The sequence below is a fragment of the Telluria aromaticivorans genome (assembly GCF_013003915.1).
GTDB lineage: Bacteria > Pseudomonadota > Gammaproteobacteria > Burkholderiales > Burkholderiaceae_D > Telluria > Telluria aromaticivorans.
Map to the genome: position 1 here is coordinate 1 of NZ_JABAIV010000002.1, position 15,518 is coordinate 15,518.

At 63.7% G+C, this 15,518-nt stretch carries 16 protein-coding genes; 7 read left to right on the plus strand and 9 right to left on the minus strand.

Annotated elements, in window-relative coordinates; translation table 11 throughout:
- Positions 1–728 precede the first annotated feature (728 nt).
- The 4 genes from HGB41_RS23930 (at position 729) to HGB41_RS05475 (ending at position 5,293) form a co-directional block, all read left to right on the plus strand.
- The gene (locus tag HGB41_RS23930) at positions 729–941 is read left to right on the plus strand and encodes a BPSL0067 family protein (protein WP_371868455.1); all 213 of its coding nucleotides are present in this window, start codon (positions 729–731) and stop codon (positions 939–941) included.
- 109 nt (positions 942–1,050) lie between these two features.
- Positions 1,051–1,383, plus strand: a complete 333-nt coding sequence (locus HGB41_RS23935) for an STY0301 family protein (RefSeq protein WP_371868456.1) — start codon at positions 1,051–1,053, stop codon at positions 1,381–1,383.
- A 263-nt stretch (positions 1,384–1,646) separates the two neighbouring features.
- Entirely contained in the window at positions 1,647–4,313 is a 2,667-nt protein-coding gene (mutS, locus tag HGB41_RS05470) for a DNA mismatch repair protein MutS (protein ID WP_171082032.1), read from the plus strand.
- Between the two features lie 65 nt (positions 4,314–4,378).
- Positions 4,379–5,293: a hypothetical protein gene (locus HGB41_RS05475; protein ID WP_229422829.1), complete on the plus strand. Its 915-nt coding sequence runs from the start codon at positions 4,379–4,381 to the stop codon at positions 5,291–5,293.
- A 380-nt stretch (positions 5,294–5,673) separates the two neighbouring features.
- Here HGB41_RS05475 and HGB41_RS05480 read toward each other — a convergent pair whose 3' ends face one another.
- Complete coding sequence (locus HGB41_RS05480; RefSeq protein ID WP_171082036.1) at positions 5,674–6,210, minus strand: FKBP-type peptidyl-prolyl cis-trans isomerase; 537 nt, start codon at positions 6,208–6,210, stop codon at positions 5,674–5,676.
- Between the two features lie 78 nt (positions 6,211–6,288).
- On the opposite strand from HGB41_RS05480, the gene HGB41_RS05485 reads away from it, so the two are divergent.
- The 3 genes from HGB41_RS05485 to HGB41_RS05495 all read left to right on the plus strand — a co-directional run bounded on the left by HGB41_RS05485 (position 6,289) and on the right by HGB41_RS05495 (position 8,454).
- Positions 6,289–7,410, plus strand: a complete 1,122-nt coding sequence (locus tag HGB41_RS05485) for a cupin domain-containing protein (protein WP_171082037.1) — start codon at positions 6,289–6,291, stop codon at positions 7,408–7,410.
- A 19-nt stretch (positions 7,411–7,429) separates the two neighbouring features.
- Positions 7,430–7,918, plus strand: a complete 489-nt coding sequence (locus tag HGB41_RS05490; protein ID WP_171082039.1) for a DUF7931 domain-containing protein — start codon at positions 7,430–7,432, stop codon at positions 7,916–7,918.
- Between the two features lie 260 nt (positions 7,919–8,178).
- Positions 8,179–8,454 (plus strand): hypothetical protein, encoded by a 276-nt coding sequence (locus HGB41_RS05495; protein ID WP_171082041.1) that lies wholly within the window; start codon positions 8,179–8,181, stop codon positions 8,452–8,454.
- Between the two features lie 373 nt (positions 8,455–8,827).
- Here the strand turns inward: HGB41_RS05495 and bamC are convergent, their stop codons facing one another.
- The 8 genes from bamC to HGB41_RS05535 all read right to left on the minus strand — a co-directional run bounded on the left by bamC (position 8,828) and on the right by HGB41_RS05535 (position 15,517).
- Positions 8,828–10,012, minus strand: a complete 1,185-nt coding sequence (gene bamC, locus HGB41_RS05500; protein WP_171082043.1) for an NlpB/DapX family lipoprotein — start codon at positions 10,010–10,012, stop codon at positions 8,828–8,830.
- 42 nt (positions 10,013–10,054) lie between these two features.
- Positions 10,055–10,936: a 4-hydroxy-tetrahydrodipicolinate synthase gene (dapA, locus tag HGB41_RS05505; protein WP_171082056.1), complete on the minus strand. Its 882-nt coding sequence runs from the start codon at positions 10,934–10,936 to the stop codon at positions 10,055–10,057.
- Positions 10,937–11,000: 64 nt separating this feature from the next.
- Positions 11,001–11,576: a class I SAM-dependent methyltransferase gene (locus tag HGB41_RS05510; protein WP_371868457.1), complete on the minus strand. Its 576-nt coding sequence runs from the start codon at positions 11,574–11,576 to the stop codon at positions 11,001–11,003.
- A 5-nt stretch (positions 11,577–11,581) separates the two neighbouring features.
- Entirely contained in the window at positions 11,582–12,235 is a 654-nt protein-coding gene (locus HGB41_RS05515; RefSeq protein ID WP_171082058.1) for a site-2 protease family protein, read from the minus strand.
- 93 nt (positions 12,236–12,328) lie between these two features.
- Positions 12,329–12,952: an L-threonylcarbamoyladenylate synthase gene (locus HGB41_RS05520; protein ID WP_171082061.1), complete on the minus strand. Its 624-nt coding sequence runs from the start codon at positions 12,950–12,952 to the stop codon at positions 12,329–12,331.
- Positions 12,953–12,967: 15 nt separating this feature from the next.
- Complete coding sequence (gene htpX / locus HGB41_RS05525; protein ID WP_171082063.1) at positions 12,968–13,855, minus strand: protease HtpX; 888 nt, start codon at positions 13,853–13,855, stop codon at positions 12,968–12,970.
- Between the two features lie 218 nt (positions 13,856–14,073).
- Complete coding sequence (locus HGB41_RS05530; RefSeq protein WP_171082065.1) at positions 14,074–14,907, minus strand: 3',5'-nucleoside bisphosphate phosphatase; 834 nt, start codon at positions 14,905–14,907, stop codon at positions 14,074–14,076.
- A gap of 61 nt (positions 14,908–14,968) precedes the next feature.
- On the minus strand, positions 14,969–15,517 hold the full coding sequence (locus HGB41_RS05535) for a FlgO family outer membrane protein (RefSeq protein WP_171082067.1): 549 nt from the start codon (positions 15,515–15,517) through the stop codon (positions 14,969–14,971).
- Between the last annotated feature and the right edge of the window lies 1 nt (position 15,518).

The following is a 15,518-nucleotide window of genomic DNA, read 5'->3' on the forward strand; positions in this document are numbered from 1 at the left end:
GCCAGGAAGCTAGCCCCACTAGCGCATATCGGAAACCTAAAGACGAGCTAGCTCAGCTTCAGCAGGTATAGTTTGTACTTAAATTCGGAAAGCTTATGTACAAGCCCGCCGATCTCACTCTTGCCAGAGAGTTTTTCAACACAATAGGCCGATTGCGGACAGTCGGGACGAGCAAGTGTATGAGGATGCGGGTGCAGGAGCAAGACCTGGGTTTGTGAACCGTGTTTCGCCTAGCCCACTACCGCTGACCACTCTTGAACGAACGCCGGCCCGGAGTCCCCCTGGAGGCGCTCCTCGCCCTTCAACAGTATCTTGTTTCCGTGCATGGTGATAAGCCGTGCTTCGAACAGCTGGGGAAAAGGGAGCCAGGGTCAGGTCTGACTTTAGACACGGCCTCAACGGAGTGGCTGTTCGCATCCATAAACGCGCAAGTTGTCGGAATCATCAAAATAGCGATAGAGCGCAGCCGACGCTTGGACATGATCGCTGACCTTGTATTCAGATGTCAGACCCGACCCTATCCCTCAGGAGCGCCCAGATTTGATCTGTCTGAAGCTGGCCGTTGACCCTTGCCAACTTATCTTAACCCAGCAGCCTAAAAATGACCTCCTTACATTGAGGAGGCATCATGGGATACTTCATCTATCGCGGGGATGTGGAACACTTGGAAGGGCGTGAGCCCTTCCGTGACGGCGAGTGCGTGACTCTGGTACAGGAGACGACGAGGGTTGGACACCAGCCATTGGCGTCCTGGTCCACGCGTTGTCGACTTGAGCTACCTCAATCCGCGCACCGTGATCGCCAACTTCGTTTTCGACCGCAACGGAAGAGCACGATTCCCGAACAAGCATGGCTATCACGCAGCGCTATTCATGGGCTTTGGTGGGCGCAGCGTTTCGACCGGGAAGGTAATGCGCATTCAGGTATGGATCAACGGGTAGGCCGGAAAGTTGGACAGCGGCCCATATTCGCGCTCGGCAAAAGTCATGCCGAGGGGAGTGCCTCTAAGGATGCAGATAATGCCGATCAATTCTATGTTGTAGTTCACGAATGAAGACGGCGATCCTGACGATTGCCTTGGCCGCAAGCACAGCGCATGCCGACCTTGTCGAGTGCCCAGCAACGCAACAAGGTGCACGCCTGACAAACGCAGGCGTGTATATGCGGGAGGAAAAAGTCGAGCTGATGGGCGCCCCCAGGAGGGTGCCCGGCGGGATAGACGCAGACTTCGGCTTCACCCGCGACGACGTAAAGTGGCTCGCATGCAAGTATGAGGCTGCGACAGTGCGCTGGTACCGGCTCAGTGCGAAGGCAACGCGGTGCGATCTTAAAAAGCGCGGGGACGCCGGTGGGAAGGTAACGGCCACGGTGCTATGCAAGTGAGCTGGACGCTCACGTAGCCGGCCAGAACTTATCGAGCTGCCGCTGCAGGAGCGGGCGCCGATATCTCCGTCCGACCACAAGTGGAACTTGAAACGAGCCGGCGCGCTCGTTTCGCCATCTGACGTCCTGCAATGGGACGTCAGATGGCTTTCACAGCTAAGCCACATATGCTGGCATAGATATCAATCATCTCAGCGACGCGATCGCGGTAAAATGACAAGTCCTGGCTTTGCACCCCGCCCTGCCGCACGACCATCGAAGAAATGACCACCGTTCCAGCTGAAATCAACGCCGCCGCCCTCAAGAACAGCACCGCGGAAAAGCTCACACCGATGATGCAGCAATACATGCGCATCAAAGCCGATTACCCGACCATGCTGGTGTTCTACCGCATGGGGGATTTCTACGAGCTGTTCCTCGAAGACGCCGAGAAGGCGTCACGCGTCCTAGGCATTACGCTGACCGCGCGCGGTTCCATGAACGGCAGCCCGATCAAGATGGCGGGCGTGCCCTTCCACTCGCTCGACGGCTATCTGGCCAAGCTGGTCAAGCTGGGCGAATCCTGTGCGATCTGCGAGCAGATCGGCGACCCGGCGCTCGCCAAGGGCCCGGTCGAGCGCAAGGTGGTGCGCGTGGTCACCCCGGGCACCCTGACCGACAGCGACCTGCTGCCGGAAAAAGCCGATCGCCCGCTGCTGGCGATGTGCATGCACAGCCAGCGCAAGACCGTCACGGTCGGCATGGCCTGGCTGTCGCTCGCGAGCGGCAACCTGCGCCTGATGGAATTCTCGGGTGATGCGCGTGTGGTCGAAGCGCGCCTGGCGCATGAACTCGAACGCATCGCGCCGGCCGAGATCCTGCGCGCAGACTGCGCCGACATGTTCGAATCCGAACCGGTGGCGCACACCCAGCGCATGCCGGAATGGCATTTCGATGTATTGAAGGGCCACCAGTCGCTGCTCGACCAGCTGGGCGTGGCCACCCTTACCGGCTTCGGCGCGGACGGCCTGGGCGCCGCCTTTGGCGCGGCCGGCGCGCTGCTGCGCTATGCGCAGTCGACGCAAGGGCGCGGCCTGCAGCACGTGAACAGCCTGGCCTGCGAACTCGAAAACGAATACATCGGCCTGGACGCTGCCACGCGCCGCAACCTGGAACTGACCGAGACCATCCGCGGCCAGGAAGCGCCGACCCTGTTCTCGCTGCTGGACGGCTGCCGCACCGCGATGGGCTCGCGCCTGCTGCGCCACTGGCTGCACCATGCAAAGCGTAACCAACGGGTGGCGCGCTCGCGCCACGAAGCGATCGAGGCGCTGGCCCAGCTTGACGCTACCGGCTCGCTCTCAAGCACGCTGGCGAATGTGCCGGACATCGAACGCATCACCACGCGCATCGCCCTGCTGTCGGCGCGTCCGCGCGATTTGTCTTGCCTGCGCGACGGCCTGAAGCAACTGCCGGCCCTGCGCCAGCAGGTCGCGCGCTGCTTCATCCCGGGCCCTACCAGCCTGCTGGGCGAGATCCACGAACTGCTGGCCACGCCGGAGGCCTGCGTGGACCTCCTGACGCGCGCGGTGATGGAAGAACCGAGCACGATGGTACGCGACGGCGGGGTGTTCGCGCGCGGCTTCGACGCCGAACTCGATGAGCTGCGCGCGCTGTCCGAGAACGCCGGCCAGTTCCTGGTCGACCTGGAAACGCGCGAGCGCGCCCGCACCGGCATCAGCAACCTGCGCGTCGAATACAATCGGGTACACGGCTTCTACATCGAAGTCACCAACGGCCAGACCGACAAGGTGCCGGACGACTACCGCCGCCGCCAGACGCTCAAGAACGCCGAGCGCTACATCACGCCGGAACTCAAGGCCTTCGAAGACAAGGCGCTGTCGGCGCAGGACCGCGCGCTGGCGCGCGAGAAGATGCTGTACGACCAGCTCCTGGCCGACCTGGCACCCTTCATCGGCTGCCTGCAGTCGATCGCGAATGGGCTGGCGCAGCTCGATACCCTGGTGGCGCTGACCAGCCACGCGGTGCGCAACAACTGGTGCGCGCCACAGCTGGTGGACGAGCCGTGCTTGAGCATCGTCGAAGGCCGCCACCCAGTGGTGGAAAACCAGATCGAGCGCTTCATCGCCAACGATTGCCGCTTGTCGAACGACCGCCGCCTGCTCCTGATCACCGGCCCGAACATGGGCGGTAAATCGACCTTCATGCGCCAGGTTGCCTTGATCACCCTACTCGCCTATGTCGGCAGCTATGTGCCGGCCACCAGTGCCACGATCGGCCCGATCGACCGCATTTTCACCCGCATCGGCGCCAGCGACGACCTGGCCAACGGCCGTTCGACCTTCATGGTCGAGATGACCGAATCGGCCGCGATCCTCAATGGCGCTACCGAGAATTCCCTGGTGCTGATGGACGAAGTCGGCCGCGGCACATCGACCTTCGACGGCCTGGCGCTGGCGTGGGCGATCGCGCGCCACCTGATCGACACCAGCCGCAGCTTCACGCTGTTCGCGACCCACTATTTCGAACTGACCCAGCTGCCGGAGACGCATCCGAGCGCGGTCAACGTGCACCTGTCGGCGGTCGAGCACAAGGACAACATCGTGTTCCTGCACGCGGTGCAGGACGGCCCGGCTTCGCAAAGCTATGGTTTGCAGGTGGCGCAGCTGGCCGGTGTCCCTCCTGCCGTGATCAAGGCCGCGCGCAAGCACCTGGCGCGCCTCGAATCGCAGGCGCTGGATGCGACACCGCAGCTCGACCTGTTCGCGATCGGGAGCGAGGCGCCGCATGATGAAGTCGATGAGGCTCCAGCGACCGGCGCAGCCTTCGACGACGGGCTGCGTGATGCCCTTGCCGCGATCGACCCGGATGCCCTCACGCCGCGCGAAGCGCTCGAACGGCTGTACGAGCTGAAACGGCTCGCCGCCTGATGCCGGCGCGCCGTCCCCTCCTCCTTGCTGTGCTGCTTGCGGCCGCCCTTGCCGCAGCGCCGGCCATGTCCGCCGGTGGGCGCGACAAGAAGAAGGAGAAGGAGAAGGAGAAGGACGAGCAGGCCCACCATTTCGCCGTGGTCGGCCACCGCGCCGCGATCGACGGCGAGGCGGCGCTGAAGGAAGTGCTGGATAATGCGAAGGACGAAGACCTTGCCTTCCTGGTCGTCACCGGCATCAAAGGTCCGCAGGAGCCCTGCGGCGACCGCGTATTCCAGAAACGGCGCGATTTGTTCGACAAGGCCAGCCGGCCGGTCATCGTCTCACTCACCGGCAGCGACTGGACCGGATGCCGCAACTCGCTGGGGCGCACCAATGCCATCGAGCGCCTGAACCGCCTGCGCGAACTGTTCTACGGCGAGCCGGAATCGCTCGGCAAGGAAAGGCTGCCGCTAACGCGCCTGTCGAGCAGCCCGCGCTTTCGCAGCTATGCCGAGAACACGCACTGGCAGGTCGACAAGGTGCTGTATGCCACCATCAACCTGCCGGCGGCGAACAACCACTACTTGCCGGCGGCGGGGCGCAACAGCGAATACGAAGACCGGGCGGTGGCCAACCGCTTCTGGCTGAACCGCCTGTTCGCGATCGCGAAGCAGGACAAGGTGCATGCGGTGGTGCTGTTCTCGGAGGGGAACATGCTGCCGCTGCTGCAGCCGGCCAATGGCCTGCGCGCCCTGCTGCAGCGCGCACCCTCCGGGCATGACGGGTTTGCGGACACGCGCCGCCAGGTGCAGATGCATGCAGCGAAGTTCAAGGGACAGGTGCTGCTGGTCGACAGCGCCGGGCTGCCAAAGGATGCGAAGCCGGCGATCGAGTGGCGCGGCAATGTGGGGCATTTGTCCGTCGGGGCGCACGCAGTGGAAGTGCGGGTGGCGGATGAGGGGAAGAATGTGTTCAGCCTTGGTGAAGGGCTGCGCTGATCAGCGTTTTCAGCTGCTCAACAAACTTGGGTCCCGGCCTGCGAGGCGATGACGTATCAAGGGCCAGTGGCCCAATGCCAGTCAATTAGTCTGAACCGTAGGGTGGGCGGCTTGTAATCTGGTCCACCGGACCAGATTACCCCACGCGGTGATAGTTGCAATATGAGCCGGCGCACGGGCTGCAGCACCGTAGTTTGAACGCGTGGGCAAGGTAATTCAGGGCAATGCCCTGAATTACAAATTGCCCACCCTACCAGTAACCGGCGGCTCTTAAGTGATCGGCATTAGGGCCAGTGGCCTCAAAACCGTCATCCCCGCGCAGGCGGGGACCCAATTTACACGCATACCCGCGGCGTCACAAAGCCGCAGGCGCAGACAAATTACTGCAGCGGCTGGCTACGGAAATGGTCGCCTTCGTCGCTGTCGTCCATCTCTTCATGATGGTGGCCATGCGCGCCATGCACGTGGCCGTGGGCGATTTCTTCGTCCGATGCGGCGCGCACTTCGACTACTTCGAGTTCGAAGCGCAGTGCCATGCCGGCCAGCGGGTGGTTGCCGTCGAGGACGACCTTGTCGTCGGCGATGTCGGTCACGGTGAAGATGGTCGGTTCTTCGTCCTCGCCATCTGCCACGCCTTCGAACTGCATGCCGACTTCGAGCGGCTCAGGCAGGCGCTTGCGGTCTTCGACCTTTACCAGGGCAGGATCGTAGTCGCCGAATGCGTCGTCCGGCTCGACCTGGATCGTCGACGAATAGCCAGCTTCCTTGCCGTCGAGTTCTTCTTCGATCTTGGGCAGCGTGTTCTCGTAGCCGCCGTGCAGGTAGACCATTGGCTGGGAACCTTCTTCGATCAGGTTGTTCTGGGCGTCCGACAGCTTGTAGTTCACCGTCACGACCGTATTCTTGGCAATCTTCATCGCGATTCCTTTCATTGTAAGGCTAGGATTATAACCTTTGCCCGGGCGTCGCCTCGGTCTGGCTGGTTATAATGACGCATGAAAAAATTACAGCTCCTAGGGAATATCACTCCCGCCCAGTTCCTGCGCGACTACTGGCACAAGAAGCCGCTGCTGATCCGCCAGGCCATCCCCGGCTTCAAGCCGCTGCTCAAATTCGAGAAACTGGCCGAGCTCGCGCGCGAGAATTACGTCGAGTCGCGCCTGGTCACGCAACGCGACGGCCAGTGGAACATGCAGCACGGTCCCCTCACCGAACTGCCGGCGCGCACCGAACGCGAATGGACCATGCTGGTCCAGGGCGCCAACCTCTACGACGAACGGGCCGAAGAACTGCTGCGCCAGTTCCGCTTCATCCCTGACGCCCGCCTCGACGACCTGATGATCAGCTACGCCACCGATGGCGCCGGCGTCGGCCCGCACTTCGATTCCTATGACGTGTTCCTGCTGCAGGCGCACGGCAAGCGGCGCTGGCGCATCAGCGCCCAGCAAAACCTGGACCTGGTCGAGGGCCTGCCGCTGAAGATCCTCGCCAACTTCGAGGCCGACGAAGAATACGTGCTGGAGCCAGGCGACATGCTCTACCTGCCGCCGCACTACGCGCACGACGGCATCGCCGAAGGTGAATGCATGACCTATTCGATCGGCTTCCGTTCGCCGGGCTACCAGGAAATCGGCGAAGCTTTCCTGCAGTTCATGGCCGACTCGATCGACCTGCCGGGCCGCTATGCCGATCCGGACCTGCAGCCGGCGAAAAATCCGGCCGAGATCCCGCGCGAGATGCTGTCGACCGTCCTCGAGGAACTGAACAAGGTACGCTGGGACGAAGAAGACGTCGCGATCTTCCTGGGCGAATACCTGTCCGAGCCGAAGCACAACGTGTTCTTCACCGCCCCGGCCAAGCCGCTAGTGGTCGGCCGCTTCATGGAACAGGCCGCGAAGAAGGGCTTGAAACTGTCGAGCAAGACCCTGATGCTCTACCGCGGCAAGAACGTCTTCATCAATGGCGAGTCGTTCGCCGTGGGCCGTGCCGACAAGGCCGTGCTGGACGTCCTGGCCAACGAGCGCCGGCTGGCCGGCGCTCAGCTCGAAGGCGCCACCGACGATGTGCTCGAAGCGCTGTACACCTGGTACCAGGACGGCTGGGTCGAGCTGGGCTAAGAAAATCCCCGGAGGAACCATGCAGGAAGCACGTACGCTGCGTTTCGATACCCGCGCCGAGTTCGACGCGCAGTGGCGCGCCTGCCTGGCGGCTGCGCGCATGCGCCTGGACCTGTTCGATCCGGACTTCGAGGTTTTTTCGTTGGGGTCGAGCGAGGCCGATGCGGCACTGCGCGCCTTCTTCGCGCGTGGCGGCGTGCTGCGCCTCGCGATGCACTCGCCTGCGCACATCGAGCGCCACTATGCGCGTTTCCTCCGCCTGCTACGCGATTTCAGCCACCGCGCCGAATGCCGGGTTACGCCAAGGGCGCTGCACAACCTGACAGATTCGTTCTGCATCGCGGACGACCTGCATGTCGTGCGGCGTTTTCATAGCGACCACATGCGTGGCGAGGCCGCTTTCGACGCACTCGGGGCAGTCGACCTGCCGCGCCATCGTTTTGATGCAATCTGGGACGAATCTCGTAGCACATTGCAGTCAACCAAAACGGGTCTCCAGGCGTTATAAGGCAGTTATCAGTAGTCGCTGGGCTTGCCGGTTGCAACTTGTAACAATATGAAGCTTATTAAAGCGCAAAATACTTTCGCCAGAGCATGAGTTCGCTATTGCGATTAAGTAAATTTGGCTATAATATCGGGTCAGGAAGGTTCCGTTGCCTATCTGGCAGTCTTGCTTTCTATGAAAGCACGAGAATTCCTCTGAGCAATAATTACCGGTAATTATTATTCAAACAAGCAGTACTTACTTTTGAAATATTAAGGAAAATCATGAAAAAATCCCTGCTGATCGTTTCCCTGATGGCTGTTGCTCTGGCTGCTTGCAGCAAGAAAGAAGAAGCTGCTCCAGTCGCTCCGGCTGCTGTTGAAGCGCCTGCTGCAACCACCGACACCACCGTCGTCGCTCCAGCTGCTACCGACGCAACCGTCGCTGCTCCTGCTGCTGACGCTGCTGCTGCTGCTTCGATGGCCGCTTCGAACGCTGCCGACGCTGCTGCTGCCGCTTCGAACGCTGCTTCGCAAGCTGCTGACGCTGCAACCAAGTAATCAGATTTATCTGGTTAAGAAGAACCGGCCTTCGGGCCGGTTTTTTTACGCCTGGGGGTTTTTGTGGATACCTTAACCGGCTGCTCCAGGGCGGACAAGGAGTAAATGCCGATCACCAAAGATCGGTCGCGTACTCGTAGGGTGGGCAGGGTAATTTCGGGCAATGCCCGGAATTACGCCCGCGCGTTCAACCAAGCGGTAGCACGGACGCGGTGCGGTTTTCCCGCGATACCTATCACCGCGTGGGCGGGAGACCCGCCCACGCTACGTTTCTCACTAATTGACGGGGTTCTGCAGCAGGTCCAGTTTTCTATATCGGGCGCGTAAAAAAACCGGCCACCAGGGCCGGTTTTCCGTTTCAGCGTGAAGCTGATTACTTCAGCTCATCCGCCAGCAGCTTCAGGATCTTCGCGCCGGTCGCGCCGGTATCCGACTTGCCGTCATTGGCCTGCACGGTGACTTCACTGGTCGAGGCGCCCTGCGCGCCCTTGACCAGCACGCGATAGCGCTGGGCTTCCTTGGCTTTTTCTTCCGCGCTGCCGAAGGTGAACAGCTTCTTGAAGAAGCCTTCCTTGTTGGCGGCATCCGGATCGACGTAGCGCACGAAGTACACGCCCTGCACGCGGTCGCGGTCTTCGACGGTGAAGCCGACGCGGTCGAGCGCCAGGCCGACACGGCGCCAGGCGCGGTCGAAGCCTTCGTCCAGTTGCACGGCCGAGCCCACCAGCGTGGCGTGCTGGGTTGCCACCGGTGCGTTGGCGACCATGCCTTCGGCAGCCTTGGTTTCCTTGACGCCGGTCAGCTGGGCCACCAGGCGGCCCAGGAACTGCGATTCCAGGCCCGGGTCGTTCGGACGGGTGGTCCAGACGGTGGTTTCCTTGGACGAGCCGCTCAGCACTTCTTCGGCGCCGCGATGGCTCACATAGATCTCGGTCGAGCCGTCTGGCAGGCGCTCGAGGCGGGTGCGGAACTTGTCCCGCTCGCCAGTCGAATAGGCGCGGTCAAAGACGCGGCCCAGCGCGTTGCGGATGAAGTCCTGCGGGATCTTCGAGCGGTTCTCGACCCAGTTGGTTTCCATGGTGCCGGTCGTTGCCGATTCGGTTTCGACGGCAAAGCCCTGGTTTTCCCAGAACTGGCGCAGCTGCGGCCACAGTTGTTCCGGGGTCTGCTTGACCACTAGCCAGCGCTGGTCGCCGTTACGCTGGATGCTGACGGCGTCGGTCGAGACCGGGCCGATCGTGTCCATCGAGCCGGCGACTGGGGTAACGCCCTGGGCGGCGACTGCGCCGCGCTGCTGTTGCTGGAAGCTGGAAGCGGTAGCGACGCCCTTGCCGTCAGGGACGGCGTAGCGGTTGTCGCGCTGCAGGGCGGTCAGGTCCGGCGGGACTTCCAGCGCGGCTGCCTTCTTGGCGCCGCGGTAGTCGACCTTGTCCGATTCGAAGACGGTGGTGCAGGCCGCCAGGCTCAGGGCGATCGCGGAAAGCGTCAGCACGCGGACGGCGGCAGGCGCGGAAACCAGTTGCGCCGGGTTCAAGTTCTTATTGGTGCGAATAGTCATGTCGTTCGATGTCAGTTGCTGGGAACCGGAACCCTTGCGGGATCAGGACTGGATGAGGCCCGCCTGGGCCAGTGCGGTGCGCACGGTATCGTGGAAAGGGCTGGAGAGCGGCGCCAGCGGCAGGCGCAGGCCGGACGGGATCTTGCCCATCTCGGCGAGTGCCCACTTGACCGGGACCGGATTCGGCTCGACGAACAACCTGGCATGCAGGTCGAGCACGCGGTTGTTGATCTCGACGGCGCGCGCGATGTCGCCTGCCATCGCAGCCGCGCACAGTTCGTGCATGGCGCGCGGGGCGACGTTGGCGGTGACGGAGATGTTGCCGGCGGCGCCGCAGAACATCAGCGCCATCGCGGTCGGGTCGTCGCCCGAATACACGGCGAACGACTTGTCCACCATGCGCAGCAGTTCGATGCCGCGGCCGACGTTGCCGGTCGCGTCCTTGATGCCGATGATGTTGTCGATCGCCGCCAGGCGCGCGACCGTCTCGTTGCTCATGTCGGCCACGGTGCGGCCCGGCACGTTGTACAGGATGACCGGCAGGTCCACCGCTTCGGCGATGGCCTTGAAGTGGCGGTACATGCCTTCCTGGGTCGGGCGGTTGTAGTAAGGGACCACCTGCAGGGTCGCATCGGCGCCGACTGCTTTCGCGTGGCGGGTCAATGCGATGGCCTCGACCGTCGAATTGGCGCCCGCGCCGGCGATGACGGGGATGCGGCCGGCGACGTGTTCCACCGCCAGCTTGATCAGTTCGCCATGCTCTTCGGGGGACACGGTGGCCGACTCGCCGGTGGTGCCGACGATGACGATGCCATCGGTGCCTTCCGCGATATGCCAGTCGAGCAGCTTGCGCAGGGAATCGCGGTCAAGACTGCCGTCCTCGAACATCGGGGTGACGATTGCTACGATACTTCCCTTAATCATATGCGTTGACCGTGCCACTGAGTAAATAAAAGTCTGATTGTAGCGGATCGCCCGCCAATATGGTTCATTTCACGGCCACATTATGGTCGAGCCTGGCTTCGGTTTTGGCGAAGGCCGGGCCCGCCGCGCACAGGCGCTGGACCTGGGCCGGATGCGGGCGCTCGACGTGGCCGTCTTCATAGGCCAGCACCTGCAGCCCGCCATTCGCCGCCAGCGCCAGCAGTTCGCCGGGCGCGAGCAGGAAATCCGGGTTCGACGGCTTGCCGAATACCTGGTTCCCCTGCGCGAAGGTTTCATAGATCAGGATGCCGTCCGGCCGCAGGCTGCGCGCCAGGTCGGCGAACAAGGGGCGGTGCAGGTAGTTGGTGACGACGATCGCGGCGAAGCGGCCGGCTGCGAAGGGCCACACGGCGTCTTCAAGCTCGAGGTCGTGCAGCAGCGTGGTGACGTTCGGGCCTGCGAGCGACGCAAGGTGCTCGCCATTGCGGTCCAGCGCCAGCACGGGCAGGCCGCGCGCGGCGAACAGGCGGGTATGGCGCCCGGCGCCGCAGGCCAGGTCGAGCACTTCGCCCTCTCGCACCAGGGGCGCGAAGCGCGCCACCCAGGGCGAGACCGGCAGCGAATCGGGCAACTTCATCATCGGGTTCACGTCAGCAGCAGCGTCAGTGGCGAAGCGATCAGCTGCAGCAGCATACGGCCCAGCATCATGACCGGGCCGACCCAGAAGGACAGCAGGTTGAAGAACAGCAGCCCCAGCACGATGAAGAAGCCATAGGGCTCGATCCGCGCGAACTTGTAGGCCAGCGCGTTGGGCAGCATGCTGGTCAGGACGCGGCCGCCGTCGAGGGGCGGGATCGGGAGCAGGTTAAAGGCGAACATCAGGAGGTTGGCGATCAGGCCGGCCTGCGCCACCTTGTGCAGGAATTCCTCGCTCACGTTGAAGGCCACCAGCAGCACCGCGAAGATCAGCCACATCAGCGCCATGATGAAGTTCGCAGCCGGTCCGGCCAGCGCCACCCAGGCCATGTCGCGCTTCGGATTGCGCAGATTGCCGAATTCGACCGGCACCGGCTTGGCATAGCCGAACACGAAACCGGTGGTCAGGTAGAGCGCGATCGGAATCACGATGGTGCCAAAGAGATCGACGTGCACCAGCGGATTCAGGGTCATGCGCCCGGCGGCATAGGCAGTGTTGTCGCCGAAATAGCGGGCGACATAGGCGTGGGCGGCTTCGTGCAGGGTAATCGCAAAAAGAACGGGCAGCGCGTAGACGGCAATGTTACGAATCAGTTCATCCATGGGGGGATTCTATCAGAGGCGGGAGGGCCGGCAGTTAGGGCAGGCTGAAGGAGGCAATCGCGCAGGCGGGCCGGTTGTGGCCCGCGCATCGAACTACAAGCCAAACGCGGCCGGGTCGCCCCTGCCCTCGCGCACCAGCACCGGCGCGTCGCCGGTCAGGTCGATCACGGTGGTCGCCTCCAGCGTGCCGGCGCCGCCGTCGATCACCAGCTCGATCAGCTTGTCGAGGCGCTCGCGCACTTCGTCGGGATCGGACAGCATGTGGTCGTCGCCCGGCAGCTGCAGGGTGGTGCCGATCAGCGGCTCGCCCAGCTCTTCGAGCAGCGCCAGCATGATCGGGTTCTCGGGCACGCGCAGGCCGATGGTCTTGCGCGACGGGTGCGACAGGCGGCGCGGCACTTCGCGCGTCGCCTCGAGGATCACGGTGTAGGGCCCCGGCATGGTGGCTTTCAGCAGCCGGTACTGCGTGTTGTCGACGCGCGCGAAGTGGGCCAGCGCGGACAGGTCGTGCACCAGCAGCGTGAGGTGGTGCTTGTCGTCGACCCCGCGGATGCGGCGCAGCTTGTCGACCGCGCTCTTGTCGTCGAGGCGGCACACCAGCGCATACGCCGAGTCGGTGGGTACGGCGACGATGCCGCCACTGCCGATGATCTGCGCGGCCTGCTTGATCAGCCGTACCTGCGGGTTCTCGGGGTGGATCTGGAAGTATTGGGCCATTCGGGAGCCTTCTTGTTAAGTTTGCGCCTGGCGCAGGGCCTGGAGCGCGGCGATGCGCTGCTCCATGGGCGGGTGGGTCGAGAACAGCGCGCCCCAGCCGCCACCGCTGCCGGAAATGCCGGAAGCGGCCATCGACGAGGGCAGCGCGCCCGGTTCGAGGCCGCCGAGGCGGGCCAGCGCGTGCTGCATCGGCACCGGGGTGCCCATCAGCTTCGCAGCGCCGGCGTCGGCGCGGAATTCGCGCTTGCGCGAGAACCAGGCCACGATGATCGAGGCGACGATGCCGAACAGGATCTCGCACACGAACACGGTGACCATATAGCCGATGCCCGGGCCGCGGCCTTCGTTGCGCAGCAAGACCTTGTCGACGAAGAAGCCGACCACGCGCGCCAGGAACACCACGAAGGTATTCACCACGCCCTGGATCAGGGTCAGCGTGATCATGTCGCCATTGGCGATGTGGGCGACTTCGTGGCCCAGCACGGCCTCGACTTCGTCCTGGTTCATGCTGGCCAGCAGGCCGGTGGACACCGCCACCAGCGCGGAATTCTTGAAGGCGCCGGTAGCAAAGGCATTCGGCTCGCCGTCGTACACTGCGACTTCCGGCATCCGGATGCCGGCCCGCCCGGACAGCTTGCCCACCGTCGTGAGCAGCCACTGCTCGGTGCTGTTGGCAGGCGTTTCGATGACGCGCGCGCCGGTGGACCATTTGGCCATCGGTTTGCTCAGCAGGAGCGAGATGAAAGAGCCGGTGAAGCCAACCACCAGCGAGAAGACGGCCAGGGAACCCACATCGATCCCCTGCCCCGTGACGGCGCGCCCCACCCCGAGCAGGTTCAGGACGAGCGACACCACCAGCACGACGGCCAGGTTGGTGGCGAGGAACAGCACAATGCGTTTCATGGACGAGCCTCTTGCAGCAGAAAGATATCAGGCTGCCAAGATTGGGCTATGGGGTGGGAAATTCAAGGGCTCGGCCATACGGTTTGGATTGTTGTAGGGTGGGCGGGTCTCCCGCCCGCGCGTTCAGCCAGCATCAGATCATTCGCTGCGTCTGCCCACACGTGATGTGAACGCGCGGGGTGATCTGGTCCAGTGGACCAGATCACGAGCCGCCCACCCTACGAAAACCAATCGTGCCACACCGGCGTCACCCCCGCCGGCAGCGGCGGCAATTCCGCGAACTCCACCCGCGCTTCGCCCGGCGCATGGAAATCGGTGCCGCGCGAGGCCAGGAAGCCATAACGCCGCGCCACTTCCGCATAGGTGCCGTACTGGTCCGGCGTGTGGCTGCCCGTCACCACCTCGATGGCGGCGCCGCCGAGCTGGCGGAATTCGTCGAACAGCGCGCCCTCCGCCGTATCGCTGAACTTGTAGCGGCCCGGGTGGGCGATCACCGGGATGCCGCCGGCGCCGCGGATCCAGCCGACCGCCTGCCCCAGGGTAGCCCAGCGGTGCGGCACGTAGCCGGGCTTGCCTTCGGTGAGGTATTTGCGGAAAACTTCCGAGGTCGCGCCGCACACGCCGATCTCGACCAGGTAACGCGCGAAGTGGGTGCGCGACATCAGGTCCGGGTTGGCGACATAGTTGAGCGCGCCCTCATAGGCGCCGGGGATGCCGGCCGTTGCTAACTGGGCCGCGATCTCGCGGGCGCGCGCCTGGCGCCCGTTGCGGGTGTCGGCCAGGCCTGCGAGCAGCCCTGCGTTGTCTTCGTCGACCTGCAGGCCGACGATGTGCACCGTCTCATTCGCCCAGGTGACCGAAATCTCGACCCCGGCCACAAAGCGCATCCCGAGCTCGCGCGCGGCGGCGCGGGCCGGCTTGATGCCGCCCACTTCGTCATGGTCGGTCAGCGCCCAGACGTCGACGCCGCTCTTGCGGGCGTAGGCGGCCACCGCGGCAGGTGCGAGCACGCCGTCGGAGACATTGGAATGGCAGTGGAGATCGACTTTCATGGCACGGCGGACGCGATGGCGGTGAAGGCGATGATTGTACGCGCCAACGGCCGGCCGTGCTTTAGTAAGACTGCAACATCGACCGGATCGTGCCCTCTTTCGCCAGCACGTAGTCATGCCCCGCCAGCACCAGGTTGGTCGACGGCTGGATCACCTTGACGTTGATGAAGATGGCGTCGCGGGTCTCCGCGTACGAGCCAACCACCACCGCCTGCGCGTTGTGGGTGTGGGCCACGTCGCCGATCTCGCGCGTGAGCATCAGTTCGCCCTGGCCGCGCTTGAGGTAGACGCTGTTACGCAGCTTCATTTCCAGCATCTTCATCCCGCCCTGCGCCAGGCGCGTGGACAGCTGTTCGGACACCAGGCGGCCCAGCATCGAGGTTTGCTCGAGCGAGTCGATGTTGACGACGGTTGCCATGATCAGCGGCTTGTCGTCGAGCAGCTTGCCGCGCAATTGCAGCGCCAGCGCGTCGGCGGCGCGGTAGTTGGCCGCGACAAACGCGTTGGCCGAGACCGAAGTGTAGTTGGTGTCTTCTTTCGACTGGCTGGCGCAGCCGGCCAGCAGCAGGGCCGAGGCCAGCGCCGCGGCGCGCAAGATCGTGGTTCGCATG

Bases quoted from the DNA above. Each gene is read 5' to 3' on its own strand.
- HGB41_RS23935 (WP_371868456.1), top strand. From the start codon at position 1,051: ATGAAGACGGCGATCCTGACGATTGCCTTGGCCGCAAGCACAGCGCAT.
- mutS (WP_171082032.1), top strand. From the start codon at position 1,647: ATGACCACCGTTCCAGCTGAAATCAACGCCGCCGCCCTCAAGAACAGC.
- HGB41_RS05475 (WP_229422829.1), top strand. From the start codon at position 4,379: ATGTCCGCCGGTGGGCGCGACAAGAAGAAGGAGAAGGAGAAGGAGAAG.
- HGB41_RS05480 (WP_171082036.1), bottom strand. From the start codon at position 6,210: ATGAAGATTGCCAAGAATACGGTCGTGACGGTGAACTACAAGCTGTCG.
- HGB41_RS05485 (WP_171082037.1), top strand. From the start codon at position 6,289: ATGAAAAAATTACAGCTCCTAGGGAATATCACTCCCGCCCAGTTCCTG.
- HGB41_RS05490 (WP_171082039.1), top strand. From the start codon at position 7,430: ATGCAGGAAGCACGTACGCTGCGTTTCGATACCCGCGCCGAGTTCGAC.
- HGB41_RS05495 (WP_171082041.1), top strand. From the start codon at position 8,179: ATGAAAAAATCCCTGCTGATCGTTTCCCTGATGGCTGTTGCTCTGGCT.
- bamC (WP_171082043.1), bottom strand. From the start codon at position 10,012: ATGACTATTCGCACCAATAAGAACTTGAACCCGGCGCAACTGGTTTCC.
- dapA (WP_171082056.1), bottom strand. From the start codon at position 10,936: ATGATTAAGGGAAGTATCGTAGCAATCGTCACCCCGATGTTCGAGGAC.
- HGB41_RS05510 (WP_371868457.1), bottom strand. From the start codon at position 11,576: ATGATGAAGTTGCCCGATTCGCTGCCGGTCTCGCCCTGGGTGGCGCGC.
- HGB41_RS05515 (WP_171082058.1), bottom strand. From the start codon at position 12,235: ATGGATGAACTGATTCGTAACATTGCCGTCTACGCGCTGCCCGTTCTT.
- HGB41_RS05520 (WP_171082061.1), bottom strand. From the start codon at position 12,952: ATGGCCCAATACTTCCAGATCCACCCCGAGAACCCGCAGGTACGGCTG.
- htpX (WP_171082063.1), bottom strand. From the start codon at position 13,855: ATGAAACGCATTGTGCTGTTCCTCGCCACCAACCTGGCCGTCGTGCTG.
- HGB41_RS05530 (WP_171082065.1), bottom strand. From the start codon at position 14,907: ATGAAAGTCGATCTCCACTGCCATTCCAATGTCTCCGACGGCGTGCTC.
- HGB41_RS05535 (WP_171082067.1), bottom strand. From the start codon at position 15,517: ATGCGAACCACGATCTTGCGCGCCGCGGCGCTGGCCTCGGCCCTGCTG.